Annotated in this window: 23 protein-coding genes, 2 tRNA genes and 1 pseudogene; 21 read left to right on the forward strand and 5 right to left on the reverse strand. The window is 33.3% G+C overall.

Annotated features, from left to right (window positions below; translation table 11 throughout):
• Nucleotides 1–69: 69 nt before the first annotated feature.
• The 3 genes from ftsH to WP_RS03965 form a co-directional block, all read right to left on the reverse strand.
• On the reverse strand, nucleotides 70–1,899 hold the full coding sequence (ftsH, locus tag WP_RS03955) for an ATP-dependent zinc metalloprotease FtsH (RefSeq protein WP_007302206.1): 1,830 nt from the start codon (nucleotides 1,897–1,899) through the stop codon (nucleotides 70–72).
• A gap of 12 nt (nucleotides 1,900–1,911) precedes the next feature.
• Entirely contained in the window at nucleotides 1,912–3,204 is a 1,293-nt protein-coding gene (gene tilS / locus WP_RS03960; protein WP_007302207.1) for a tRNA lysidine(34) synthetase TilS, read from the reverse strand.
• 142 nt (nucleotides 3,205–3,346) lie between these two features.
• A complete protein-coding gene (locus tag WP_RS03965; protein WP_007302208.1) occupies nucleotides 3,347–3,826 on the reverse strand; it encodes an OmpA family protein in 480 nt (159 codons plus the stop codon).
• Nucleotides 3,827–4,100: 274 nt separating this feature from the next.
• Here WP_RS03965 and WP_RS03970 point away from each other — a divergent pair, with 274 nt between their 5' ends.
• The 10 genes and pseudogenes from WP_RS03970 (at nucleotide 4,101) to WP_RS04015 (ending at nucleotide 14,436) form a co-directional block, all read left to right on the forward strand.
• A complete protein-coding gene (locus WP_RS03970; protein WP_007302209.1) occupies nucleotides 4,101–5,519 on the forward strand; it encodes a gluzincin family metallopeptidase in 1,419 nt (472 codons plus the stop codon).
• Between the two features lie 20 nt (nucleotides 5,520–5,539).
• The gene (locus WP_RS03975; protein ID WP_007302210.1) at nucleotides 5,540–6,607 is read left to right on the forward strand and encodes a rod shape-determining protein; all 1,068 of its coding nucleotides are present in this window, start codon (nucleotides 5,540–5,542) and stop codon (nucleotides 6,605–6,607) included.
• 219 nt (nucleotides 6,608–6,826) lie between these two features.
• Entirely contained in the window at nucleotides 6,827–7,933 is a 1,107-nt protein-coding gene (mnmA, locus tag WP_RS03980) for a tRNA 2-thiouridine(34) synthase MnmA (protein WP_007302211.1), read from the forward strand.
• Nucleotides 7,934–8,045: 112 nt separating this feature from the next.
• A complete protein-coding gene (locus WP_RS03985) occupies nucleotides 8,046–9,344 on the forward strand; it encodes a WD1261 family protein (RefSeq protein WP_012481917.1) in 1,299 nt (432 codons plus the stop codon).
• Between the two features lie 80 nt (nucleotides 9,345–9,424).
• Entirely contained in the window at nucleotides 9,425–9,931 is a 507-nt protein-coding gene (gene ppa, locus WP_RS03990; protein WP_007302213.1) for an inorganic diphosphatase, read from the forward strand.
• A 98-nt stretch (nucleotides 9,932–10,029) separates the two neighbouring features.
• Nucleotides 10,030–10,120 (forward strand) — tRNA-Ser (locus WP_RS03995).
• Nucleotides 10,121–10,238: 118 nt separating this feature from the next.
• On the forward strand, nucleotides 10,239–11,366 hold the full coding sequence (locus tag WP_RS04000; protein ID WP_012481918.1) for a SurA N-terminal domain-containing protein: 1,128 nt from the start codon (nucleotides 10,239–10,241) through the stop codon (nucleotides 11,364–11,366).
• Nucleotides 11,367–11,399: 33 nt separating this feature from the next.
• Nucleotides 11,400–12,029: a ferredoxin reductase domain-containing protein gene (locus tag WP_RS04005; protein WP_007302215.1), complete on the forward strand. Its 630-nt coding sequence runs from the start codon at nucleotides 11,400–11,402 to the stop codon at nucleotides 12,027–12,029.
• Complete coding sequence (locus tag WP_RS04010) at nucleotides 12,013–12,564, forward strand: 5-formyltetrahydrofolate cyclo-ligase (protein WP_007302216.1); 552 nt, start codon at nucleotides 12,013–12,015, stop codon at nucleotides 12,562–12,564. Before WP_RS04005 ends, WP_RS04010 begins: the two co-directional genes overlap by 17 nt.
• 641 nt (nucleotides 12,565–13,205) lie before the next feature.
• Nucleotides 13,206–14,436, forward strand: a pseudogene (locus tag WP_RS04015) (IS256-like element ISWpi15 family transposase).
• A gap of 51 nt (nucleotides 14,437–14,487) precedes the next feature.
• On the opposite strand, the gene WP_RS04020 reads toward WP_RS04015, so the two are convergent.
• A complete protein-coding gene (locus WP_RS04020; RefSeq protein WP_007302218.1) occupies nucleotides 14,488–15,501 on the reverse strand; it encodes a hypothetical protein in 1,014 nt (337 codons plus the stop codon).
• A gap of 141 nt (nucleotides 15,502–15,642) precedes the next feature.
• Between WP_RS04020 and elbB the strand changes: the two genes are divergently transcribed.
• The 9 genes from elbB to dapA all read left to right on the forward strand — a co-directional run bounded on the left by elbB (nucleotide 15,643) and on the right by dapA (nucleotide 22,400).
• Nucleotides 15,643–16,341: an isoprenoid biosynthesis glyoxalase ElbB gene (elbB, locus tag WP_RS04025; RefSeq protein WP_007302219.1), complete on the forward strand. Its 699-nt coding sequence runs from the start codon at nucleotides 15,643–15,645 to the stop codon at nucleotides 16,339–16,341.
• Nucleotides 16,342–16,470: 129 nt separating this feature from the next.
• Entirely contained in the window at nucleotides 16,471–16,779 is a 309-nt protein-coding gene (locus WP_RS04030; protein WP_007302220.1) for a hypothetical protein, read from the forward strand.
• A 58-nt stretch (nucleotides 16,780–16,837) separates the two neighbouring features.
• The gene (ispH, locus tag WP_RS04035) at nucleotides 16,838–17,764 is read left to right on the forward strand and encodes a 4-hydroxy-3-methylbut-2-enyl diphosphate reductase (protein ID WP_007302221.1); all 927 of its coding nucleotides are present in this window, start codon (nucleotides 16,838–16,840) and stop codon (nucleotides 17,762–17,764) included.
• 270 nt (nucleotides 17,765–18,034) lie between these two features.
• Nucleotides 18,035–19,474, forward strand: coding sequence for a hypothetical protein (locus tag WP_RS04040; RefSeq protein WP_019236785.1), 1,440 nt, complete (start codon nucleotides 18,035–18,037; stop codon nucleotides 19,472–19,474).
• Between the two features lie 4 nt (nucleotides 19,475–19,478).
• Entirely contained in the window at nucleotides 19,479–20,087 is a 609-nt protein-coding gene (locus WP_RS04045) for a hypothetical protein (RefSeq protein WP_007302223.1), read from the forward strand.
• On the forward strand, nucleotides 20,084–20,872 hold the full coding sequence (locus WP_RS04050) for a hypothetical protein (RefSeq protein ID WP_007302224.1): 789 nt from the start codon (nucleotides 20,084–20,086) through the stop codon (nucleotides 20,870–20,872). Before WP_RS04045 ends, WP_RS04050 begins: the two co-directional genes overlap by 4 nt.
• 12 nt (nucleotides 20,873–20,884) lie before the next feature.
• Nucleotides 20,885–20,958 (forward strand) — tRNA-Arg (locus WP_RS04055).
• A gap of 68 nt (nucleotides 20,959–21,026) precedes the next feature.
• Entirely contained in the window at nucleotides 21,027–21,509 is a 483-nt protein-coding gene (gene ssb, locus WP_RS04060) for a single-stranded DNA-binding protein (RefSeq protein ID WP_006014313.1), read from the forward strand.
• Between the two features lie 9 nt (nucleotides 21,510–21,518).
• Nucleotides 21,519–22,400 carry a 4-hydroxy-tetrahydrodipicolinate synthase gene (gene dapA, locus WP_RS04065; protein ID WP_012481921.1) on the forward strand — a complete coding sequence of 294 codons (882 nt, stop codon included), beginning with the start codon at nucleotides 21,519–21,521 and terminating at the stop codon, nucleotides 22,398–22,400.
• 127 nt (nucleotides 22,401–22,527) lie between these two features.
• Here dapA and WP_RS04070 read toward each other — a convergent pair whose 3' ends face one another.
• The gene (locus WP_RS04070; protein ID WP_007302226.1) at nucleotides 22,528–23,505 is read right to left on the reverse strand and encodes a quinone oxidoreductase family protein; all 978 of its coding nucleotides are present in this window, start codon (nucleotides 23,503–23,505) and stop codon (nucleotides 22,528–22,530) included.
• A 120-nt stretch (nucleotides 23,506–23,625) separates the two neighbouring features.
• Between WP_RS04070 and WP_RS07720 the strand changes: the two genes are divergently transcribed.
• Together WP_RS07720 and WP_RS04080 are read left to right on the forward strand one after the other, a co-directional pair.
• Entirely contained in the window at nucleotides 23,626–23,838 is a 213-nt protein-coding gene (locus WP_RS07720; RefSeq protein WP_231834395.1) for a hypothetical protein, read from the forward strand.
• Nucleotides 23,835–24,326 carry an ankyrin repeat domain-containing protein gene (locus tag WP_RS04080; RefSeq protein WP_019078644.1) on the forward strand — a complete coding sequence of 164 codons (492 nt, stop codon included), beginning with the start codon at nucleotides 23,835–23,837 and terminating at the stop codon, nucleotides 24,324–24,326. Before WP_RS07720 ends, WP_RS04080 begins: the two co-directional genes overlap by 4 nt.
• The last annotated feature ends 26 nt before the right edge of the window (nucleotides 24,327–24,352 follow it).

Genomic DNA, 24,352 nt, shown 5'->3' on the forward strand with positions numbered 1-24,352 from the left:
TATGATCTTATAACTTAAGCTAATTAATTAAAAATTTTTGTTTTAGCGGTTAAATAAAGCCAGATTTGATTAGAGAGAGGATCTCCTTACCTCTTCTTTACCTTCATTTTCATTTCTAACAATTTTTTTTCCACTTAATATGTCTCTTATTTCATCTCCTGTTAAAGTTTCAAACTCCAGTAGATTTTCAGCAATGAGCTCCAAGTCTTTCCTACGCTTGGTTAAAATGTCTTTTGCTTTTTCATAGCAAGAAAATACAACTTTCTTTATTTCCTCATCTATAAGTCTTAACGTATCTTCAGAAATTGTCTCAGAATCATGTGTGATTTGTTCACGATTGTGATATATTGGCCCTATTTTGTCGCTCATTCCCCATTTTGTCACCATAGCACGTGATAAATCTGATGCTAGTTTTATATCTGAAGATGCGCCGCTTGTGACTTTATCATAGCCAAAAATTAGCTCTTCTGCCACACGTCCACCCATTGCAACAGTTATATCTGCTAGCATCTTTTCTCTTGTGAGGGACACTCTATCTGTTTCTGGTAGTCTCATAACTAAACCGAGTGCTCTACCACGTGGAATAATTGTTGCTTTGTGTATAGGATCAGAAGCAGGCATATTAACTGCAACTACTGCATGACCAGCTTCATGGTAAGCAGTAAGCTTTTTTTCTTCTTCTGTAATGACTAAGGACCTTCTTTCCATGCCCATCATCACTTTATCACGTGCATACTCAAAATCATCCATGGTAACAATTTTCTTATTTCTTCTTGCAGCAATAAGCGCAGACTCATTCACTAAATTTGCTAGATCAGCCCCTGAAAAACCTGGCGTTCCCCTCGCAACTGTTTTTACGTTTACATCTGGTGCTATCGATATTTTCTTTATATGCGTATTTAATATTCTCTCACGCCCATTTATATCAGGTAAAGAAATAGTAATCTGTCGGTCAAAACGACCAGGTCTAAGTAGTGCTGGATCTAGGACGTCTGGACGGTTAGTTGCAGCAACTATTATCACACCTTCATTAGACTCGAAACCATCCATCTCAACCAGTAACTGGTTTAATGTTTGTTCCCTTTCGTCGTTACCGCCACCAAGACCAATGCCGCGATGCCTACCTACTGCATCTATTTCGTCTATGAAAATTATACAAGGAGCATTTTTCTTGCCTTGATCAAACATATCCCGGACACGGCTTGCACCAACACCGACAAACATTTCAACGAAATCAGATCCAGAAATACTAAAAAACGGTACATTAGCTTCACCTGCAATTGCACGAGCAAGTAGAGTTTTACCAGTTCCAGGGGAACCAATTAAAAGACATCCTTTTGGTATCTTCCCACCTAACACTTGAAATTTTTGCCTTTGTTTAAGAAAATCAACAATTTCAACCAACTCTTCTTTTGCTTCATCAATCCCAGCAACATCATCAAATGTCACTTTTTTTCCAGTAGTCATAAGCCTAGCTTTTGATTTGCCAAAGCTTATAGTTCTATTACCTCCTGCTTGCGTTTGTTTAAAAAGGAAAAGTAATAAACCGATAAAGATAAGCGTCGGAACCCATTGAATAAGTAATCCACCAATTATACCTATTGCAGAGTCTCCAATTGAAAAGGAGAACTTCACTTTCCTATCATGCAAACTTTTTATTAAGTCACTATATATAACACCACTTGAGTTAAAGGCTGACCCATCCCTAAACTTCCCTTCGATGCTTTGGTTTCTTATTGTAATATTTTCTATATCATTATCTTCTAGTCTAGTTAAAAATTCTGAAAAAGGTATGGTTGTTTTACTCTTACCTATACTTCCGCTAAATTGAATATAAGCAACTGAAATAAGAACAATAATCACTAACCAGATCAATAAGCCTTCTAAAAATTTTTTCATTTACATTTCTAATTAAATACTAATCAAGCTTACCAAATTTTGTTTTATCGTGCTATTAATAATGAATCGAACCTTATCATCATCGGTATTTTTTCCGTTATAATTTACATCAGGATAAGCAAGCATCTTTCCATCTTTTTGTACTGTAGGCAAAGAATAGTAAACTTCAGAGCAATAATCATAATTTTTTAGAAATTCAGGGATTTTTTGTGTTTTCTTTAGTGGAGCAATAGTTACTGAACACTCCTGATCTCCAAATATTGTGCAGCTAAACCTGTTATCCCATTCAATAGAACCATTTAATGGTAAGTGTACAGTAATTTCTTGTATCTTTGACGATTCTCTAATTATTAAGATATTTTCTCCATATTTTCTTATTTTGCACCCAGAAAGTGTACAGTTAACATTACTACCCTTTTGCAATATTTTATTAAATATTACGATAAGGCTGTTGTACCTTGGTTTATAATGTTTGCTGGCAATTGCCATTATAGAGTAAAGAAGAAGCCTCAAGGCTATTTCCTCTGGCAATTGATAAAATTCACTTAGTTTAATTTCAATATAACCAAAATCATGAACATTAACACAATCATCAAATGCAAGGCGTGTGTAGTGCATCAACGCTTTTGCAGCTCTTTTCATATGAAGTGCTGTAAGGCATATTCGCTCTGTTAGAACATCTTGATTATCACTTGCTTTAAGTAAGTTACGGTATAAAGTTCGTCTGTATTTTAAGTCATAATTGCTTCTATCTTCGATCCATCTTAACTGATGAAGCTTAGCATACCTTTCTATTTCACTACGACTAAAATTTAACAACGGCCTAAATATATAAATACCATTTAAGAAAGATTTGTAATCCATTGATGATAATCCATCTACTCCACTACCTCGCTCCAATCTTAATAAGAACGTTTCTGCTTGATCATCTTTGTGATGAGCAACGAGCAAACATTTAACATTATTGTTTTTACACCACTCTGCTAGTAACTTATATCGTGCTTTTCGTGCCTGTAACTGAATATTACCTTTAATATTTTGCTTCTCCCAATTTAATATGAACGATTCCTTTGCTCCAAGTTCTTTTGCATAACTTATAATAAAATCAGCTTCTTTTTGAGACTCTGAACGTAACCCATGATTTACTGTTAATGCTATAGGAAGTGAAAGCTTGTTTTTTTTTGCCCAGTTAGTCATTAAATGCAGTAAGACTATACTATCTACACCACCTGATACTGCAACTGCGATTTGGTTATGGAAAGCAAAACTATTAGCTATATTTTGAAATAATAACTCTAATTTCATTATGTTTCTTGATGGCCAGATAGTCTCTACGTCATACAGCGACTTATTTGTGGTATATATAGATCCCGCTAACAAGCAGCGGAATTGCTCTCTTTTGTCATCCCAGTGCTTGACACTGGGATCCAGGTTTTAATGCAAGAAACTACTTCTTTATTCCAGAAAATGAAAATTCCACTCTACGATTTTTAGCATGCTCTTTTTCATATTTAGAATTTCTAGAATCATCTTTTACATTAACCAAAGGCTCAGTTTCACCTTTAGAAGCAGTTTTTATTCTATTTTCTAGATAAGGTGTACAGCTGACCATAAATTTTTTAGCTGCATCTGCTCTTCTAGCTCCTAGTGCAAGATTATACTCGTGAGAACCACGATTGTCAGTATGACCAGTTAAAGTGACCTTTGCGTCAGGATTATTTTGTAACACTTCCATCACGTCAAGTAATGCATCTGCACTCACTTCACTGATACTAGATTCATCATAACCAAAGAAAACTCTTTTATCACCTATCTGCTTAACAACAGCATTCATTTTATTTGTCGTATTTACTCCTTTTTTAGGGCAAGAACTTACACCAGTAAGCAGTAAACAAAAACAACACATTATAATCAGTCTACTCCACATCACTAAACCTCCATAAATTTAAAATATAGTGCGTAATTTTAATTTTAGTACTAATAATCCCTCTATACTAGAATAGAGTCAAGGGAAATAAAATACTAAATGTTTTCTTTACAATCTTATAATTAATTTTCTGATAAGATGCTCAATTCTTAGCAATGAAGTACAATAAAAGAATAAAAATACAATTTTTTATTGTACTTTAAGCAAATATACTTTTAACTTTATTATTAATCTATTACGATATTAAGCAGATGTTTCAAAGCAATGAATAAAAATGAGATCTTATAAGTTTTTAGAGGAAGTATTACATAAGGTAAGGAATATCGAAAACACACTAAAACTACTAAGCAAAAGCCAATTGAATGTAGAGGACAAAGTTGAACAAATGTGTCTTCTAGAGGAAATCAGACATGAAATTATCTCTCATGATGCAATAAAGGAATCATTAGCGAATGCTCTTAGGAATAAAAAGAGTGCTAATATTCAGCAGCTAAAGTTAATAGAGGGGATACACAAAAGCAGCAGTGCTATTCCTGTTGATTTAGTAAAATCTTTGTCCAAAGCTAAGATTGAATGCCAAAACTTATGGAGGCTAACTAATTCTGAAATTAGTAACTTAGAAAAGCTGAAAGAATGCTTTACTAACCTAATTAAGCTTACTCGTGAAGCAGCTTCTATAAAATCGCAGCAATTAAAGCGCTCAAACTATGAGTCATTGCTTGCTGACTATGACTCTAATATCACAGAAAAGAACATAAAGGAAATATTTCCTAAGCTAGGTAAATTTTTTAGTGAAAATGTAGAGAAAGTAACTCAAAAGCAGAAGAAGGATAAGGTTACTAATATACAAAAAGTTACGGTTCAGAGACAGATTGAACTTGGTTCCTTATTCTTACAGCAAATGAGTGTTACACCAAATGAGATTTCCATTTCTTATTACGATTCTATCGATTATGATGAATCTGACCTTTGTTATGGTTTATTTTTACTTTTACGGCATACTGGTTATGCAATTCATCAAAAATGTTTAGCGCAAAATTCTATAAAGAGCTCAATTACAAAACATATTATGTATGAAACTCAAGGGTTATTCATGGAAAAGATCATTGGAACATCGAGAGAATTTATTGAGTTCATTCAACCACACATAAAGGAGAAACTTTCTACAAAAGGCAAAATTAATAGTAGTGTTGAAAATTTGTATTTGATTTTCAATAAAGTAAATCTTTCATCTTTTTTGAAGAATGCGGATGAATTTAGTTTATTGGCTCACATTATGCTAAGAACTAAATTAGAACAAGATCTAATAAATGGTACGTTAGAAGTTAAAGATCTACACGATAAATGGCTGGAAGGTATGAAGCATTACAAGATTTCAGTAAAAGCTAAAAATGAGCTAGACACTTATTTTCAAGATGAGTATTGGATAAGTGGTGTTATAGGCTACTTTCCTATTAAAGTCATAGCGTTAATCGCTGCTGTGCAGTTTTTTTCTTTCATTAAGAAAAATCATTACGAATTTTTAGATTCTATAGTAAAAGGAGATTTCAGTTTACTTATCGATTGGTTCTCTAAAAATGTATATAGTGCAAATTATGGCTTTTTGGAACAGCTAAAAAAGGTAACAGGTAGGGATTTAGATATTGAGTGCTACACTAGTTACTTATCTGAAAAGTATAATTTGTCTCAATAAATGGTTTTCTTGAGTTGTGTATGAGTTTTGTTCAGAATTTAATCAGAAATTTTTTTACTTTCAAAGGTTTATTTGCTAGCGATATTGCTATAGATCTTGGTACTGCAAATACTTTAGTTTATCAGAAAAGTCAGGGGATAGTGCTTGATGAACCCTCAGTTGTAGCAAGAGTAAAAGAAAAAGGAAGTTACGTTCCTTATGCTTTTGGCAAAAAAGCTAAGATGATGCTCGGAAAAACACCTGGAGAAATAGAAGCGATAAGGCCCTTGAAAGACGGAGTTATTGCTGATTTTAAAAGCGCGGAAGAAATGTTAAAATATTTCATACGCAGCGCAAACACAAGATTCACTGTTAATAAGCCTAGTATTATCATATGTGTTCCATCTGGATCTACCCCAGTTGAAAGGCGTGCTATACAAGATGCAGCAGAAAGTGCTGGTGCAAATGAAGTATTCTTAATTGAAGAACCAATGGCTGCAGCAATTGGGGCTGGACTTCCAGTTACCGAACCTGAAGGTTCTATGATTGTTGACATAGGAGGTGGTACAACTGAAGTTGCAATTATTTCTTTAGGTGGAATTGTTTATTCACGTTCTGCCAGAGTAGGTGGTGATATTATGGATGAGGCAATAAAGTCATACATTCGTGAAAATCATAAGTTATTGATTGGCGAAACAACTGCTGAAAAAATTAAGAAAAACGTCGGTTCAGCCAGTCTGCCAGTTGAAAACAACAAAGAGGGAATGATAATTAAAGGCAGGGATTTAGTGAGTGGTATGCCAAAAGAAATGCTTTTATCAGAATATCAAGTTGCAGAGAGCCTAATAGAGCCTGTACATCAGATAATTTCTGCTATTAGAACTGCACTGGAGAGTACTCCACCCGAACTTTCTTCTGATATAGTTGATAGAGGAATAATTTTATCTGGTGGAGGTGGGTTATTGCGCAACTTGAGTAAAGTTATTAGTGAAACAACAAAATTACCAGTTCGTGTTGCAGATGATCCACTTTGTTGTGTTGCCCTGGGTAGCGGAAAAGTACTTGAAAACATGGACTATTTTGGCCATGTTTTATTCAAGCAAGATTAAATTGTTTTTGAAGATCGAATTGTTTTGATGGAATTATGTAATATAAATGAGATCCCAGTGTCACGCACCAAGTAATTTAAAGGCAACTTCCAGCAGGAAGGGGTGTCATCCCAGCGCTTGACACTGGAACTTGACTACAAATAAGTATGCTGTTTCGATGAAATTGTGTAATAGAAACTGGATTCCAGTGCTTGACACAGGTTTGTGTTTATAAATTATATGCTAAAAGAATTTGAAATTGAACCTTTATTAAAAGATAAAGCTCCGCATCAAACTAAGGCTATTGTTGCAATGTCCGGGGGAGTTGATAGCTCCGTTGCTGCAGCACTGCTGTATAACCTTGGGTACGAAGTGATAGGTGTGACTCTTCAGCTCTATGGCAGTGATGGTAATGCGAGAAAGGGTGCATGCTGCGCTGGACAGGATATTTATGATGCCAAATACGTGGCTGAAAGTGTTGGCTTTCCCCACTATATTTTAAACTACGAGGAAATATTCAAAAAGGAAGTAATAGAGGATTTTGCAAATACCTATATGCGTGGAGAAACTCCCATACCGTGCGTAAGGTGTAACCAAACAGTAAAATTTCGCGATCTATTGCAAGTTACAAAAAATCTTGGTGCGGATGTGCTCGTAACAGGACATTACGTAAGAAGATTAGAAGAAAATGGTGAGGTAAAGTTGTGCAGAAGTATTGATAAAAGTAAAGATCAAAGTTATTTTTTGTTTGCAACTACTGAGGAGCAGTTAAAGCTTTTGCGATTTCCATTAGGTGGGTTCTATAAAAGTGATATAAGAAAATTAGCAAAGTATTTTGGCTTACAAATTTCTGAAAAGCCGGATAGTCAAGATATATGCTTTGTTTCCGAAAGCTATAGTAAAACAATAGCTAAATTAGCTCCACAATCTGTGCAGAAAGGTAAAATAGTAGATATTCATGGAAAAGTGCTAGGTGAGCACAGCGGCATAGTAAATTTTACAGTGGGACAGAGAAGAGGCCTCTGCATCGCACACAATGAGCCTCTTTACGTGATAAAAATTAATACAGAAAATAATGAAGTTGTAGTAGGCCCGATCAACGCTCTAATGCAAAAAAAGATATTGGTCAAAGAGTTAAATTGGTTAGAACAACCAAAAGAAGGCATGGAAGTAACTGTGAAGCTTAGGTCATCACATGCAGGAAGCTCAGCGACAATATATTCAACTGACGAAAAGAACAAAGCCTGTGTAATTTTAAACGACGATTACTTTGGCATCAGTCCAGGTCAAGCCTGTGTAGCATATAAGGGCGAACAAGTTATAGGTGGAGGTTGGATATGCTCCTAACTTGGTGGTTTAATTTTTTAATGCAGAATGTAAACATACAATAAAATTTATTGCTGTTTTATCCTATATTCTTTATACTATAAAGATAATTATTATATTGTGGACTAGAGGGATGGTTAAAGAAGTTGAAGAGTTAATAAAAATTGTTGGTAAGGGCAATTTACTAGAAGCCGCATTTATTCGTTTGGGCAGTTTTCAACATGCTGACTTACATCATTGCATGGATTGCAGAAATCATATAGGTCTATTCGAATTCATTAATAAAAAAGAACAAGAGCCATTAGATAAATATTTTAACTTAAAATTTAGTCTACAAGGATTGTTTTTAATTTATGTTCAAGCTTATAGAGTTCTTGCAGAAAATGCTCAGTTCAATACTCAAGAAGTAATTGATAAAATATATGCTGCAGTTGAAAGTAAAAAAATACCTACTCTTTGTGACACTTCGAAGAAACTGCTAAGGGAAATTGTAGATCAAGTAGAATTGACAGAAGATCAAAAAAAACTAAAGCTTTTTAATATTCTAGCAAATCCGAAAGGTGAAGCTCTATTTAACAATAATGATGACTTTGAGAAACAAGTACTCAATAATATTAAAAAGTTACTCAAAATAAGCTATGCAAATGAATTTGATAAAGAGTTTAGCTTATGTAAAGAGGTAATAAATCATTATTACTCGATTCACAGTATAAAAATAGATAAAGACATAGCATTACTATTTTCTAGTTATGGTATATTTTCTACATGTACTGGAAATGGAGATATTTTATCACTCAATCAATATATTAATGAGAAAGCTAGAGTAATCAACACACCACTGTATTACAGTTACATCTTACAGTTAATAAAGGTATTAAGAAAAATTGAGTTACCGTATAGAAATGGATTCACCAAGTATACACTTAATTATAGAGGTATAAGTGAATTGAACGGGACATTTACAGCTGCAAGAGAGCAAGACAGTCAAGATTCTCTATATCCTAAAAATATCAAACGTACTCTAGAGCAACTACTAAAAAACCAAAATAGTGATGCATTTGAACAATTAGTAACAAACCCTGAGAATACGTATTACTCAGTGCCACAAAGTGAATGCAGACTAAACTCTAGTATCAGTAACAAAAAAAACAAAAATCATAAAAACACATTTTGTAAATTAGCTTTAGGTATGTTTATATTGTCTATTGGATTATATACTGCTGATTATTTCTTTATGGAGCAAAAGTTATTCAACTCAATAACAAATATTTTGCCACAAAATAATCTCATCAATTTCATAGTTGCTGCAGTACTTACTATCGTAATAGTATATGCTTTATTTCAACTACTAAAATCACCTCAAGAACCGCCACATTCAACGATCAATGATACAACTATTAACAGTTTTGCAAATGGTCCTATTCAATCATGAATCTCTACTTATGAATGATAAATGTAGCACTTTTAAAGTGTATGCTATATAATATCTTCTCTTGAATAACGAGGTAATCCATGGATTTAAGCAAAGTAACAACAAAACCAGATGAAATAAATGTAGTAATTGAAATAAGTGCAAATGCTGAGCCTGTAAAGTATGAATTTAATAAAGAGCTTGGGTTGTTACAAGTTGACAGATTTTTGTCTACCTCAATGACTTATCCTTGCAATTATGGGTTTATACCAAATACCTGCGCAGGTGATGGTGACCCTGCGGATGTTTTGGTGCTAACTCAATTTCCTTTAGCGCCTGGAGTTTTGATATCGGTGCGTCCAGTAGGTGCATTACTTACCAAAGACGAGAAAGGAGAGGATGAAAAAATATTAGCTGTACCTATCTCCAGTGTTGACAGCTATTATGAGAATATAAAAAACTATTCTGATTTATCTAAAAACTTACTAGATAAAATAGCTCATTTCTTTTCTCATTATAAAGATTTAGAAAAGGGAAAAACGGTGACAGTTGGAGAATGGGCTAATGTGGAAAAAGCAAAAAAAATCATTGAAAAAAGTAGAAATTAGTTTGCATTAGAGCTGCTCAGAAAAATATTGTTGTTTTTTATATTGCGGTTAAAAGCATTAGACAGGCAGTAAAGGTCTTGATATTATAGTAATAATTTGGAAGGGTGGCCGAGCGGCTGAAGGCGGCGGTTTGCTAAACCGTTATACGATTGAAAAGTCGTATCGAGGGTTCGAATCCCTCTCCTTCCGTATATTATTGTTTAGGTATTCATTACAGTAATTTCACCCTCTTTTTTAATTATTAAAAAGTTAGCTAGCGTTTATTCAGTATTTATTATAGAATTAGTTATTAGCTAAATAATTTTATATGCATAAAATACTAATTTTGATATTAATAATGCTGCCGCTTAGGTTACTTGCAACTGAGATTGAAATTGTTGCAGATGTAAATGGTGAGCCAATTTCAAATTTAGATATCGAAAGACGTATAAACTTCATAAATTCATTGCTTGGCACTCAGAAGATTAATCAAAAAGAGGTAAAATCTCAAATTCTAAGACAGTTAATAGACGAAATTATCATTGTCAGCGAAGCACAGAAGATGAATATAGAATTGAGTAACGAGGAGTTAAATAATGCTGTCACGTTATTCTTAACTCAAAGTTTAAAACTTAAGGCTGATGAAGTTGATCAATACGTAAAAAAGCATAATATAGATCTCAATACCCTAAAAAAACAAATAAAGTGTCAGCTGCTGTGGAACAAGATTATTGAAGTAGGAGTTGTACCGCTTATTAATATCAGCGATCAAGAAGTGGATGATGCAAGAAAGCAAAAAGAGAAGTCTGATTACCTTATTACGTTTCAGGAGTTCATAATTCCCGATCAGAAGATAGCTGAAGACTTAGTAAAAAAATTACGTACCAGTAATAATCCAGAATCTTCAATAAAGATGAGCAAAGCAACCGTTAATTTAAGTCAGCTAAAAGGTAAACTCAAGGACGTTTTGGAAGGATTAGAAATCAGTGATGTAGCAGGTCCGGTTAGTTTAAGCGAAGGTTACTCTGTTATAAAAGTCATAGATAAGGTACAGCTCGATCATACACTGCTGAAAAGTACTTTAAAACTGAAACAGGTTGTAGTTGAAGGTTCAGAAAGTTTACTCTCTAGTTTTAAGGAGCAAAAGGTCAGTTGTTTAAATTTTGACAAGTTAGCAGATGATTTCAAGTTGCCAAGCGTAAAAGAGTTTGAAATAAAAATGCGAAATTTAAATCCTGATTTACAGATTTTATTTAGTAAAACAAATATGAATGAAATAGTAGAATTAAGAGAAAATAGCACTGCAAAGTTGATGATGTTATGTGATATCAAAAATAATGCAATGGATATAGAAGCAATCAAACAGGAAATGTATCAACAAAAGATTATGATACAAAGCAACCTGTTATTGGATAATATGCGTAAAAATGCAGCTGTTAGTTATCAGTTTAATTGAAGTTAGAGAGGTTTTCTACTCCATAAAAAGTTTATGAAGAATATAATGCTCATTGGCGGTGGAGTTGGAAATGCAGTGTTATTTTCGATAGGGAAGGCATGTCTTGAAAACAATCATAAGGTTTTATATTTCGCTGGCTATAAAAAATTAAGTGATGTATTTAAACGAGCACTGATAGAACGTGCATCAAGTGCAGTAATTTGGGCATGTGAAGAAGGATTGATAGAAACAAGCAGAGAACAGGATAAATCCTTTCATGGTAATATAGTTGATGCAATAATCTCATATCAGCAAGGAAAGTTAGGTAAAATTACTATTAATTTAAACACTATAGATAAAATCATCACTATTGGTTCTGATAAAATGATGAAAGCTATAAATGAAGCTAGAAAAACAATTTTAAAGCCATATCTAAAACCAAAACACATAGCAATATCATCAGTTAACTCTCCTATGCAGTGCATGATGAAAGAAATCTGCGCTCAATGTATTCAGCAACACATAAATAAGGAAACAGGAGAAATAAGTTTTGTTTATAGTTGCAGTAATCAAGACCAGGATATGGAGCTTGTTGACTTTGATTTTTTAAGTGAGCGCTTGAAGCAAAATAGTTTACAAGAAAAGCTCACTGCAAAATGGATAGAACATGTTCAAAGACACTAAACAGCACAAAGAGGAACTAAGGAAGCAATATAGAACCATAAGAAAAGATGTTGATGAAAGTTATTCCAGTTATGCAGCAAGTTCCCTTATTAATCTCTTTAATCAGAACTTAAGCTACGTTAAAGGTAAAACAATAGCAGCGTACATTCCAACAGACGGAGAAATTAATGTTGTGCCTTTGATGCATCATTTACTCGATTTAGGATATAAAGTAGCAATTCCTAATAAAAATAAGTTATTAAAATTTGAGGAATGGAATAAAGCAGATGAAGATATAATCCCCGATACAATCATTACTCCTGTTATTGCTTTTGATGATCATTTTAATAGGTTAGGTTTTGGCGGTGGTTGGTATGATGAAATGATAAAAAAATTACGGCCACTTGGAAAAATATTTATAGGTGTAGCCTATGAGAAGCAATATTGTAAAAATTTACCTGTAGAAAAACATGATCAAAAATTGGATATTATAATCACTGAGATGTGTGTTAGATGTAGAAGTGGATTGCTCAAAAAAGTGGATAGAAAGGAGTAGCATAGTCTCCCTCTTTCTGATAGTAATTGCTTATCTGTTCAGATGCATGCAAATATTGAAACCTGTCTTGTCATCAGAGTAGCTGACACTGGGATCCAACTAAGTTACTTTACAACGTTTTTTGCACAAAAGGACTGGATTCTAGTGTCACGCGCTAGAATGACATCAACTTTTAAATTCCAGTTATGCAAGAAATCTATTCATTTGAAACTTGTTTGAGAAACGTAGCTATAAAAACCGCAGGTACCAGTTGGTTTTTATTAGCTAAAGTAAAGGTCAAATATCTGGAATTCTGAACATAAAATCCCCCTGTGAAAAAAAGATTAGAAAAAATGCAGTGCACATACGACAGAAATTAAGTATGTGTGTGTGCACCCACATACGCTGAAGAGGATACGCTACATTTTTTTGTTGTTTAATAGAAAAAGTCTGCAGACAAAGATAAATTTTTGAGCTCTAAAGATATCTCTAATTGTCATTATAATGAGATTTAAAATATGCGGAAGTAATTTTTTGTGTCCGCTTAGCAGGGTGGCAAAATAAGATAGACAGATACATTAAAACGCTCTGGGAGTGTTAAATAAACTGTGTCAAACCGAAAAAAAAGTAATAAATTGATATAAAAAAATGGAGGTTTGACAATGAGTCAGAAAGTAGTAAACAGAACTACCGGTTTGGTAGATTATAAAGAATTAGAAACAAATATCCTGTCGTCTATACGAGAAGGAAGACCGTTGACAGGAAGAGATGGAGCATTAACACCGTTTATAAAAAAGTTGCTGGAGGTAAGCCTGGAAGGTGAAATAGAAAACCACTTGTCGGCCGAAAGCGAAGAGAATAATCGAAGAAATGGGAGGAATGCAAAGACTTTACGTACAAGCGCAGGGTCATTTGAGCTTTTGACGCCAAGAGATAGGGAAGGAAGTTTCGAACCACAAATAGTCAAAAAAAGGCAAACAAACTTACATCCAGAGCTTGAAACGAAGATTTTGAGCACATTTGCCAGTGGTATGGGCTATAGAGATATAGTGTCACATGTTGAGGAAATTTATGATCACAAAATATCGGCGGCAGAGATATCAAGTATTACTGACAAATTGCTACCAGTAATCAACGAATGGCGTAGTCGCCCGCTGCAGTCTGTATATCCGATAGTTTTCATGGATGGCATGTTTTTTAAAGTCAAAGAGGACGGGCATTGCGTAAGTAAATGCATGTATAACATATTAGGCATAGATCAAAATGGCAAAAAAGAAGTATTAGGTTTTTATTTGGCTGAAAGTGAAGTTCTGGTTGGGAGTGCTAAATGACCTCAAAGAAAGAGGAGTAGAAGATATCCTTATTGCCTGCGTTGATGGGCTGAAAAGCTTTCCTGCAGCTATAAACAGTGTCTTTCCTAATGCGGAAGTGCAGATGTGTATAGTGCATCAGATACGCAACTCACTGAAGTATGTGGCCAGTAAAGATGCGAAGAGTTTTTTGAGCGATTTAAAGAAGGTATATCAAGCTTCAAGCAAGGAAATTGCCGAGAATTATCTGTTGGAATTGGATGAAAAATGGGGCACAAAGTACCCTATGGTTATAAAATCTTGGCAGAATAATTGGGAAAACTTGTCTGGTTATTTTAAGTATTCTGGTCCAGTTAGGAGGATAATCTACACCACCAATCCCATAGAGGGGCTACATAGGCAAATTAGGAAATTCACTAAGACCAAAGGCTCATTTACCAGCATAAATGCCTTGTATAAGCAGGTATATTGTGCTATAAAGAAGGTAGAGGAAAAGTCGACGATGCCTGTACATGATTGGGCATTAACTATCTCTCAACTTGATGTTTTCTTTCCTGGCAGATTGAAAATTGAGTTGAACTAAAAATGCGGTTTGACACAGTTTATTTAACACTCCCAACGCTCTTCAAATGTATCAATTCACTCCTTTCCTTTCTTCACTAACTCGTTCAGAACTTGGATTCTTCACTTCAGAATTTGGCTCCATTTGTTTAACTTTATCACCAACTATTTTTTCCACTTTCTCTATTTTATTATTACCACTGTCCATAATTGCAGGTAGAAAATCTTCCATCAAATTTAGCAATTTCTGCATATCTTCCTCATGAGTACTGAGGCCTTTTTCCAGAAGTCTGATCATATCAGCTTCTGAAAAATTTTGAATATTTCCATTCTTTACTAACTCTTGTATAGCAGATCGTTGCTCTTCATTTTTAAGCATTTTTATGATCCTTATTTTATTCTGGGCCTCTTTTGATTTTTCAGCGTTTTCAGGGTATACCATATCATCAATGAACTCTTTCTCTAATCTAGAGAAGTTAATCTTTTCCCAAGTCAATTCATCGATCACATCTTTCACAAAACTTTTCACTGCTTTTCCGCATTTAATTGCACCCTTTTTTACTTTACCAATACTTTTATCTGCATTTTCTTTTATTTCATCTCTATGCTGATATATGGCATAACCAATAGCAGCTATAGCCGCTATTGCTAAAAGCCCTAACAACGCTATTCCACCACCCAACAATGCACCAGCCACTCCCCCTATTGCTAATGTACCTACTAATGCACCTGTCAATGTTGTAAATGCTGCTCCACTTATAACTCCTTGAACTAACAGTTGGTTGCCTAAAGCTTCAAGTTTTTCCTCCATTACTAGATTTTTACCAACTTGCTCAGCTAGTTTTTTGAATTTTTCTCTTCCTGATAATTTTTTTGACACAGCTGTAAAAAATTTTTCGCTTTTCTCATTTTCTAATAAACTGATTATGTCTGCCTTTTTAATTGAATCTAAATTTTTCAGATCTTCATTTTGATCCAAAAACTTTCTTGCTTCTTCCTGTAAAGCTTTATCTCCTTGAATAATTTCAAATATACCTTGAGCAAGGTACTCGCTGTTACCAGTATCTACTGCACCACCTTGTACCATATTCAATTCCCATCAATTATAAATATGCCTAATTATATATACTAATTATTAATTATATTATAATTAACATAAAATAATTACTCCTTTCCAAATATGGAATTTGTATTACAATACCTAGATTATATGAAATCAAGGTATTTTATGGGTGAGAAAAAATTAAGAGCCGCTGTGGTTTTATCAGGATGCGGCCACCTCGACGGCACAGAGGTGAGAGAAGCAGTTTTAAGTTTGCTTGTGCTTGATCAGCAGGAAGTGGATGTTAAATGTTTTGCACCTGATATCAATATCACACAAGTTATGGATCACAAAACAAAAGAGGCGGTAAAAGAAAAAAGGAATGTACTTGTAGAAGCAGCAAGAATCGCAAGAGGTGAGATATATGACCTAAGAGAAGCTAAAGCTGAAAATTTTGACATGCTAGTCGTACCTGGTGGATATGGAGTTGCGAAAAATTTATCTGACTTAGCTGAAAATAAAACAGTAATGCCTGAGTTTGAAAGATTAGTCTCAGAGTTCTTTGTTGCAAAAAAGCCAATAGGAACTATATGTATATCTCCAGCCATTATTGTTTTAATTTTAAGTAGCAAAATAGGTAAAGAAGAAAGTAAGATTAAGGTAACTATAGGAGACGACAAAGACCAGTTGATAGAGAAGCTCGGCGGCGAACATATAACATGCGATACAAAGCTATCAATAGAAGACGAAAAGCATAATATATTTTCCTGCTCTGCTTATATGCGTAGTGATGAAAGTACACACTCTGTATATCAAGGAATAAAACACATGATTGACAGTATGGTGAAAAAAATTAATAAAAAAACCAAACAACCATTTCTCTAAAGTGTAGTTTCTTATACAATTAATTATGTCTGTTGCATTATTGTTGTAGCCAAAGTAATCTGTAATTGCTTATTAATGATAAGCTATATTTAGTATGTAAGTTTAGTTCTTTTTTTTATAGATATAAATATGTCAGATCTTTTTTATATTGAAAGTGAGTGTTGTGTAGATGGTCAGTGTGATACTTATGCAGGAGAAGTGAGTATTAATGATGTCATGTTGGGCAAGTTTAGTCTAAATTCACACAGTGGGAAAAAAGCCATGGTAAATATAGACATCGTTACATTCGATATCCATATTGCTATGGATGGCCAAGATGGAAAGACAATAAAAAGAGACCTCAAGAGTCCCGAATTTGTAATTAAAGATGACGGTTCCTGGTATATTAATAAGAATCTTGGTAATGATAAATTTGAAATTATAGTAAAGCAGTCATGATATGAAACATAGTGAGCGGAGCTTACTTTTTAGCAATGTTTACATACTTACTTAAAAAATGGAGATTATCTTAGCTGAACCACGCGGTTTCTGTGCAGGTGTTAAAAGAGCTGTAGACATATTAGCAATCACTTTAGAGAAATACAAAAATGAACGCCAAGTTTATGTACTACACGAAATCGTTCATAATAAATATATAGTAGAGGGCTTTAAGAAACAAGGAGTGGTTTTTGTAAGCAGCATAGAAGACATTAAAGACAATAGAGGAATATTGATCTTCAGTGCACATGGAGTGTCGAAAAGTATAGAGGATGAGGCAAAAAGAAAGGGTGTTCAAGTGATTGATGCAACATGTCCATTAGTTAGCAAAGTACATAAAGAGGCAAAAAGGTATGAGGATAGTGGTAAAGAATTAATTCTAATTGGACATGAAAATCATCCAGAAGTTAAAGGAATTATAGGAAGAGTAAGTAATCCTATATCTCTAGTGCAAACTATGCAAGACGTATACAATTTACAAATCAAAGATCCAGATAATTTATCTTATGTAACACAAACCACGTTAAGTATTGACGATACCAAAGAAATTATTGCTACACTGAAGCTCAGATTTCCAAGCATTACAGGCCCCGACTTAAAAGATATATGCTATGCAACACAAAATAGGCAGAACGCTGTTAAAAAATTGGCTAAAATTACAGACGTAGTGTTAATTGTAGGAAGCAAAAACAGTTCAAATTCAAACCGTTTATTAGACCTGTGCATTTCCACAGGAAAAAGAGCCTATTTGATTGATAATTATAAATGTATGAACAAAAATTGGTTGCAGGGCGCAGAAAAAATAGGAATTACTGCAGGTGCTTCTGCTCCTGATATATTAGTTGATGAGCTAGTAAATTACTTAAAAATAAATATGAATACAAAAGTTTCAGTCATGCCAGATGGATTCACTGAAAATGTTCAGTTCAAGTATACTAAATGGTAATGTGCAACAACGTGCGTCAAATCAAGTCTTTAGCTTAATTCAATTTTCAGTCTGTTGGAGAATAAAATATCAAGCTGAGATATAATTAATCCTCGTTTGTCAGGTTAAGTTGTGTCTAGCACAAATATAAAAAACCTTCATCATACAAAAGGGTTAATATTACTACTAATTTTATCAAAAACTTATAATATAAGTAATATTGTCATCTAATGTTTAATGAATTTCAATAAATTACCTTTTTAATTCTAGATGAGTATACACTTTGTTAATATGTTTGGGTCAAAACCCAAAAGTAAGTTTATGCTTTCTATAGGAAAAGAAGGCACAATGTTACTATATTTTAAAAATGATACTTTAAATAAAAGATATTTTGCTAAGGACAAAAATAATAAAGCTGTTTCTGACTTAATTTCATGTCTTTCATCAGATAAAAAAGCACCCTTATATCTGGTTCTCAATCACACTGATCAGAACTATTTGCTACAGTCTATCCCAAGAGTAAATAGGATTAGTGCTTATCTATCAGCAAAAACAAAAGTAGAGCATTTTGCTCATAATAACGATATAAATTCTATTCTCTTGGTCGAAAAGCCGAATAAATTTAATCAAAACTGGTGGTATCTATTTGTTTCATCAAAAGCAAATCATTTAATAGAATATTGGTTGGACGTGTTTGTTGAAATAGGCTCTAACTTTAAAGGAATATTAATGTTTCCTATAGAACTAGTCAGTATAGCAAAAAAGATTCTACACAAAGATCCTAGTAACTGGAAAATTATAGTTGCTGCAACTAAAACAGGTGGCTATAGACAAGTGGTTCTTAAAGAGAACAAAATGATATTTACACGTTTAATACCATTTACTAATGATAATTTACCAGGAATCATTGCTGGTGAAATATATCAGGAAGTGAAAAATACAATTCAATCTTTAACTAAGTTTGGATTTGAAAAAAATGACCCTGTCGACCTCTGCATTATAGTATCAGAAGCTATTAAATCTAGTTTATCAGTTATAAATTTTTCAGAGAATAGTGTGAACATATTGACTCCATATGAGCTGGGTAAACTATTGGGGGCAGAATTAGCTATAAGCGAAAAAGATAGCTTTTGTGATACTACAATTTTGTTTCACAGCTTTAAGAATAAGCCAACAGATGTTTTTAATACAAAAGAAACTAAAGAATTTTATCTATTCAATTACCTTTATTTAAACTCTCCTCGGATTTTTCTATACCTCCTTTTGACTTTAATTGTAATTAACACCTTTTGTTTGCGGAATTTGTATTCGAATTTTAATATTGCTGATAATTTATCTGCAAAGCGGAGTGCTTTAAATAACAAACTAATAAAACTTAGCCAAAGCTATAATGTAAAAAAGATAGATGAAGTTTACGATTTTATTAATATCAATAATATTTTATCAAAAATAGAGTACTCTCCTCTCACACAAGTTAAGTATGTAGAAAAGCTAAAAGTACCAGATGTAGAGCTTCAATTATTTGAGTGGAATTATAATGAGGCAAAAAGTTATATTACCACAACTTTAAGGTTTAATTTTCAATCTGGTAAAGACATTTCTTATCAATACGAGAAACTACAGAAAAATTTAAACGATAATTTCCGTACTCATGATATTAGTATTTCTAGCTTACCTACTACTAAAGAGAAAAATCTATCTATTGATGTTGAAATAGGAGAGGCAATGTAGATTGATGACTATCTCTCAACTAAAAAGAAAAGCTACAATTCAGTGCATATATTACTTATTGTTATCTGTTGTATTAATAGGGTTATCAACGTGTTTTATTATCTATAACAAAAAGGTTTATAATAAAAATCAAACTGCAGCTGAAGAAATACGCTCTATTAATTTACAGATCATTGAAATTCAAAAGAAAGAAGTCGTTCTAAATAAAAACCTAGATTTATGGAAAAGAATTTCTTCTTCAAATTTACATAGTAGCAGATACATTACAAATTTAAATTTTGAGCTTAACAAGCTATATAAAAAACACTACATGTTAGAACCTGAAATATCAATTTCTATACCTGAAGAAGCTGAACTCCACAATAAAAGTGAACATACAAAAGTAATAAGAAGTGAAGTGGTTCTAAGTTTAAGCTCAATTAGCGATAAGCATATTTTTTTATTTCTACAGTCTATTCCAAATCTTCCTGGTTATGTTATGATCAGATCTCTTACCTTGAATAAGCAGAGAAATATAGATGCTAAAGTTATAAACCAGATTTTAAGTGGTAATATGATAGAGATAGTGAGAGCTAGTATAGTTTTTGATTGGTATACCATATTAAGTAGATGAATATAAAGTTGTTTTTTATTTTTACGCTGCTGTTTTTTAATGTTAGTGCATATTGCAATTGCGAAGATCTTGTAGAAAATATAGGGATTTGTAAAAAATATTCTTGCCAACAGCATATTAGTAATGAAGATTTTATTGAGCATAAAATATTAGGGTTAAATAGTGAAAATTTATGTGTATATATAGAAAGACAAGGCAATGATGAAATGGTCTGTCATCATTCTAATGATGGAATGATTATAGAAAAGAAGTACTTAAAAAGTATTTTAAAAGTTGGAAATCAAGAAATAAATGACTTCATTGATATAGCAAATTTGCGTGCGAAGGAGTGTTTTTTTATCAACAATTATTATATAGATCTAGACGATATAATAAAAGAGGCAGCAGAGAGTACTTTATCGCAATATGGTAGCATAAAAAGCATTTTTTTTGATGAAGAGCAGGTTAATAGAATAGTTAGTGAGATGGAAAAGTTTAACTTACAGTCTTCAGGAGTTACAGAGGAAGAAAATTTCAATTGTAAAGTAGTCAGTTTAGATTCAATTTTATACTTTTCCCCCGATACATGGAAAATATGGGTAAATGGAAAGTTGTTTATAAATACTAAGGATTTAAAAGTGCACTCAGTAACTGAAAATTATGTAACTTTTTCATGGGCTGTAAACCAAAAGATAACAAAAGAACGGATAAGCAATTCTAAAAATGTACATTTTGGACATGGAGGTATTATGTTTACGCTTTATCCAGAACAAAAATTTGATTTAGATAGTTTATCTATTAAATAATCTAATACATCTGCGCTTGTAGCTCAGTTGGATAGAGCGTTGCCCTCCGGAGGCAAAGGTCGCGGGTTCGAATCCCTCCAAGCGCGTTTTTAATTAAATTTGACAATAATACTCTCACATAAGATAATAAAGAGATTTATTTTAAAGCATAATTATGTCTAGTGGTACTATAAATAAAGTCATATTAGTTGGTAATCTAGGAAAAGATCCTGAAATTAGGACTACACAAAATGGAAAAGAGATGGCAAGTTTTTCAATAGCCACGTCTGAAAGTTGGACTGACAAATTTTCTGGTACGCGCTCTGAAAAGACAGAATGGCATAATATTGTAATTTTTAGTGAAGGATTAGTAAAAATTGTTAAGGATTTTGCGCGCAAAGGTAGTAAAGTTTACGTTGAAGGTTCTCTGAGAACTAGAAAATGGACTGACCAAAATGGTAGCGAAAGGTATACGACAGAGGTGGTGCTATATAACTTTAATAGTGCCCTTACCCTTTTAGATTCACGAAACAGTATGTCAAACTCCGATTACAAGCCAAGTGAATACAAACAAAATGAAACAGAACAAAAAGATAAACACGGAAGTTTTGACAACGATATAAAAGACGAACTAATCGATGATGAAATACCATTTTAATAACTTCAATTGAAATCTACATTTTTATGGACTGCTTGTGTTACTCCTTTTAATTGCAGTGGAGATAGTATAGATTACCAAAGCTTGCAGCGTTTACTAACAATGCAAGCTGAAACTGAAAATGGTGTAGTGTTGCTAGGTAGCACAGGTGAAAGCTTATCACTTACTGATTCTGAAAAGCGCACATTAGTTGAATTTGTATGTGAGCTAAAATTAAATACGAAAATTATAATTGGTGTACCAGGAGTGAATCTATATCAGACTCTTGAATGGCTTGATTTTTGCAAGGGTATGCCTATTCATGGCTATCTAATGACAACTCCCATTTATGCAAAGCCTGGAATCATGGGGCAAACTTTATGGTTTGAAAAGCTGCTTGAAAAAGCACATGTGCCAGCCATGCTTTACAATATTCCATCAAGAGCAGGAGTGAGTCTTCACGCTGAAACTGTACGCAACTTATCCAGCCACGAAAAATTTTGGGCTATCAAAGATTCAAGTGGCACCGTTGATACTTTAACTCAGTATAAGAAAGTTGCACCAAATATTGAGGTCTTTTGCGGAGATGATAATATGATACCCGATATGGCTGCTAAGGGTGCGGCTGGTCTGGTTTCTGTTGCTGCCAATGTTTGGCCAAGTGTAGTACATGAATATGTTAAGCAATGCATGAGTGGCGAGAACCCTCAGGCAGACAGTTGGCAACAAGCTTGCAAAACTCTATTTACTGCCAGCAATCCAATACCTACTAAAGCACTCTTGCATGACATTGGGCTTATAGAACACAAAACTGTTCGTCTACCACTAAGCACAGAAGACTTGCCTTCTATTGAAACATTGAGGCAAGCTAATAAAATGATTCTTGGATGGAAAGAATTGACTAATAGCTAAAGCTAGGAACACACATCATCAACTTCTACACCTGCATCAAATAAACTAACTTGTTATAAGAAAACTAACCATGTGAAATTCTTGTTGATATGACTTAATGAATAATTATTTTAGGTTACTAAGTTATTTAAGAAACTTTGATAATATTTAGCCCACTTACTTTTCTATTTTCCATGTCACGATGAGCCTCTATTATTTCATCAAATTTATATTTTTTATTAATTCGTACAATTAAAAGTTTTTTTCTTATCATTTCAAAAATTTCCATTGCAGTAAGCACTAACGTAAGTCTATTGTGCTTGTAGTGATATATCGAAGTTCCAGCTGCAAATAACGAACGCGAACTAAGTAAAGAGAAATTAATAGGAGCATTACCTGATATCTGCCCATAGGAAACATATATGCCAAACTTACCTAAAGATTCAAAAGAGAGCTTGCTTGTAGCGTAACCTATAGGGTCATACACTGCACCTACTCCTCTATTTTTCGTAATCTCCATGATTTTAGAAACGAAGTCTTTATCATTGTAGTTTATTGCGTATGTGCAGCCACTTTGTAAAGCTATCTTCATTTTTTCGTCAGAGCTTATAGAACCTATCACTATACCTTTTTTATCCTTTGCCCATTGGCATATTATTTGCCCCAAACCACCATTAGCTCCATGAACTAGTACAAAAGCACCAGGCCTGATTTTATAAGATTGATTAACTAAATAGTGAGCTGTCATACCTTTAAACAATACTGCAGCAGCAACTTCATCAGGTATATCATTCGGAATTTTTATCAAATATTTCTGGTGTACAATGCGCTTTTCACAATATGCCCCTGGAGGAGCTGTGCAATATCCAACTCTATCTCCAACCTTAAGTCCATCACTAATTTTTTTACCAAGCTTTTCAACAACTCCTACTGCCTCTACTCCAAGTACTGATGGCAGATCTTTAATTTTGCGTGTACCTTTTCTGTGTTCTAAATCATAACGATTTAAGCCGATAGTTGTATGACGTATTAAGACTTCCTCATCTTTTGGCTCACCTATGCTCTTATCTACAAATTCTAATACTTCTGGCCCCCCAGTTTTTTTAATTTGTATAGCTCTAACCATGATAAATGTAAGACAAAAACTTTAATTATGTTATCTAGCAATTAATATTTTTGCAAAATGTTATTTAGAGTTTATACACTACATAAGCGTATTGTTAATAGTTTTGAGGCACAAATTATCATGAACAGAGAAATTTGGCTTTATGGTGTTTTATTCAATGTGTTGTGCAAAGTGGATGAAGATAATGATTTGGATGTTAACAATGTAATAAAAAAAATAAAAGAAAGGTTAGAATATAGAATACAAAAATCAGATAAAAAAAGAGATTATTGTAAATATTTATATACTTCTTGGGAAAAAAAGGATTTGATATTAATCACCAATTTGACTTGAAAGATTATGATGGCTTTCCAATAGATAGTCTTTTTTCTATTGCCATTAATTATAAATTATACACTTTAACAAATTTAGCGCAAGTTTTAATAAAAGCAGGAGCTAATGTGCAAAATGAAAAAGGATATTTACATGCCTGCGTTTTGGCTCGTTCTCCAGATATATTAAAAGCTCTCATAAAAGCGGGAGTAAATGATAACCCAAATGAAAACTATGGTGGAAATACCGCTTTAGACTATGTTGCTAAATTATATGGTAGAGATAAGTCAACGAAATCCAAGGATTGCTGTAAAATTCTAATTGAGCATACATTAGAAAAAAAACCCAACATAGAAATACCAGATTCTGTAAAAAATAATAAGGAGTTGGCTCAATGTTGGAATGCTTGTGAAGCAAATAATGAAGGATGGGAATTAGCAACAACGAACACTGAAACACAAGTAGTCAGTGTGCAAAAAGCAAATAAGAGCTCCTGCTCAATTCAATAGATGTATCGTACAACCTTGTTCGGATT

This window comes from Wolbachia endosymbiont of Culex quinquefasciatus Pel, from assembly GCF_000073005.1.
In the GTDB taxonomy this organism is placed as follows: domain Bacteria; phylum Pseudomonadota; class Alphaproteobacteria; order Rickettsiales; family Anaplasmataceae; genus Wolbachia.

What these genes read in the sequence shown, in the direction of transcription:
- WP_RS04050 (WP_007302224.1), top strand. Translation starts at nt 20,084, where the DNA reads ATGAATATAAAGTTGTTTTTTATTTTTACGCTGCTGTTTTTTAATGTT.
- WP_RS04005 (WP_007302215.1), top strand. Translation starts at nt 11,400, where the DNA reads ATGAAGAATATAATGCTCATTGGCGGTGGAGTTGGAAATGCAGTGTTA.
- WP_RS03965 (WP_007302208.1), bottom strand. Translation starts at nt 3,826, where the DNA reads ATGTGGAGTAGACTGATTATAATGTGTTGTTTTTGTTTACTGCTTACT.
- WP_RS03970 (WP_007302209.1), top strand. Translation starts at nt 4,101, where the DNA reads ATGAGATCTTATAAGTTTTTAGAGGAAGTATTACATAAGGTAAGGAAT.
- WP_RS04000 (WP_012481918.1), top strand. Translation starts at nt 10,239, where the DNA reads ATGCATAAAATACTAATTTTGATATTAATAATGCTGCCGCTTAGGTTA.
- WP_RS07720 (WP_231834395.1), top strand. Translation starts at nt 23,626, where the DNA reads ATGAACAGAGAAATTTGGCTTTATGGTGTTTTATTCAATGTGTTGTGC.
- ispH (WP_007302221.1), top strand. Translation starts at nt 16,838, where the DNA reads ATGGAGATTATCTTAGCTGAACCACGCGGTTTCTGTGCAGGTGTTAAA.
- WP_RS04070 (WP_007302226.1), bottom strand. Translation starts at nt 23,505, where the DNA reads ATGGTTAGAGCTATACAAATTAAAAAAACTGGGGGGCCAGAAGTATTA.
- WP_RS04045 (WP_007302223.1), top strand. Translation starts at nt 19,479, where the DNA reads ATGACTATCTCTCAACTAAAAAGAAAAGCTACAATTCAGTGCATATAT.
- WP_RS03985 (WP_012481917.1), top strand. Translation starts at nt 8,046, where the DNA reads ATGGTTAAAGAAGTTGAAGAGTTAATAAAAATTGTTGGTAAGGGCAAT.
- WP_RS04020 (WP_007302218.1), bottom strand. Translation starts at nt 15,501, where the DNA reads ATGGTACAAGGTGGTGCAGTAGATACTGGTAACAGCGAGTACCTTGCT.
- WP_RS04030 (WP_007302220.1), top strand. Translation starts at nt 16,471, where the DNA reads ATGTCAGATCTTTTTTATATTGAAAGTGAGTGTTGTGTAGATGGTCAG.
- ppa (WP_007302213.1), top strand. Translation starts at nt 9,425, where the DNA reads ATGGATTTAAGCAAAGTAACAACAAAACCAGATGAAATAAATGTAGTA.
- ftsH (WP_007302206.1), bottom strand. Translation starts at nt 1,899, where the DNA reads ATGAAAAAATTTTTAGAAGGCTTATTGATCTGGTTAGTGATTATTGTT.
- WP_RS03975 (WP_007302210.1), top strand. Translation starts at nt 5,540, where the DNA reads ATGAGTTTTGTTCAGAATTTAATCAGAAATTTTTTTACTTTCAAAGGT.
- mnmA (WP_007302211.1), top strand. Translation starts at nt 6,827, where the DNA reads ATGCTAAAAGAATTTGAAATTGAACCTTTATTAAAAGATAAAGCTCCG.
- tilS (WP_007302207.1), bottom strand. Translation starts at nt 3,204, where the DNA reads ATGAAATTAGAGTTATTATTTCAAAATATAGCTAATAGTTTTGCTTTC.
- WP_RS04010 (WP_007302216.1), top strand. Translation starts at nt 12,013, where the DNA reads ATGTTCAAAGACACTAAACAGCACAAAGAGGAACTAAGGAAGCAATAT.
- WP_RS04040 (WP_019236785.1), top strand. Translation starts at nt 18,035, where the DNA reads ATGTTTGGGTCAAAACCCAAAAGTAAGTTTATGCTTTCTATAGGAAAA.
- ssb (WP_006014313.1), top strand. Translation starts at nt 21,027, where the DNA reads ATGTCTAGTGGTACTATAAATAAAGTCATATTAGTTGGTAATCTAGGA.
- elbB (WP_007302219.1), top strand. Translation starts at nt 15,643, where the DNA reads ATGGGTGAGAAAAAATTAAGAGCCGCTGTGGTTTTATCAGGATGCGGC.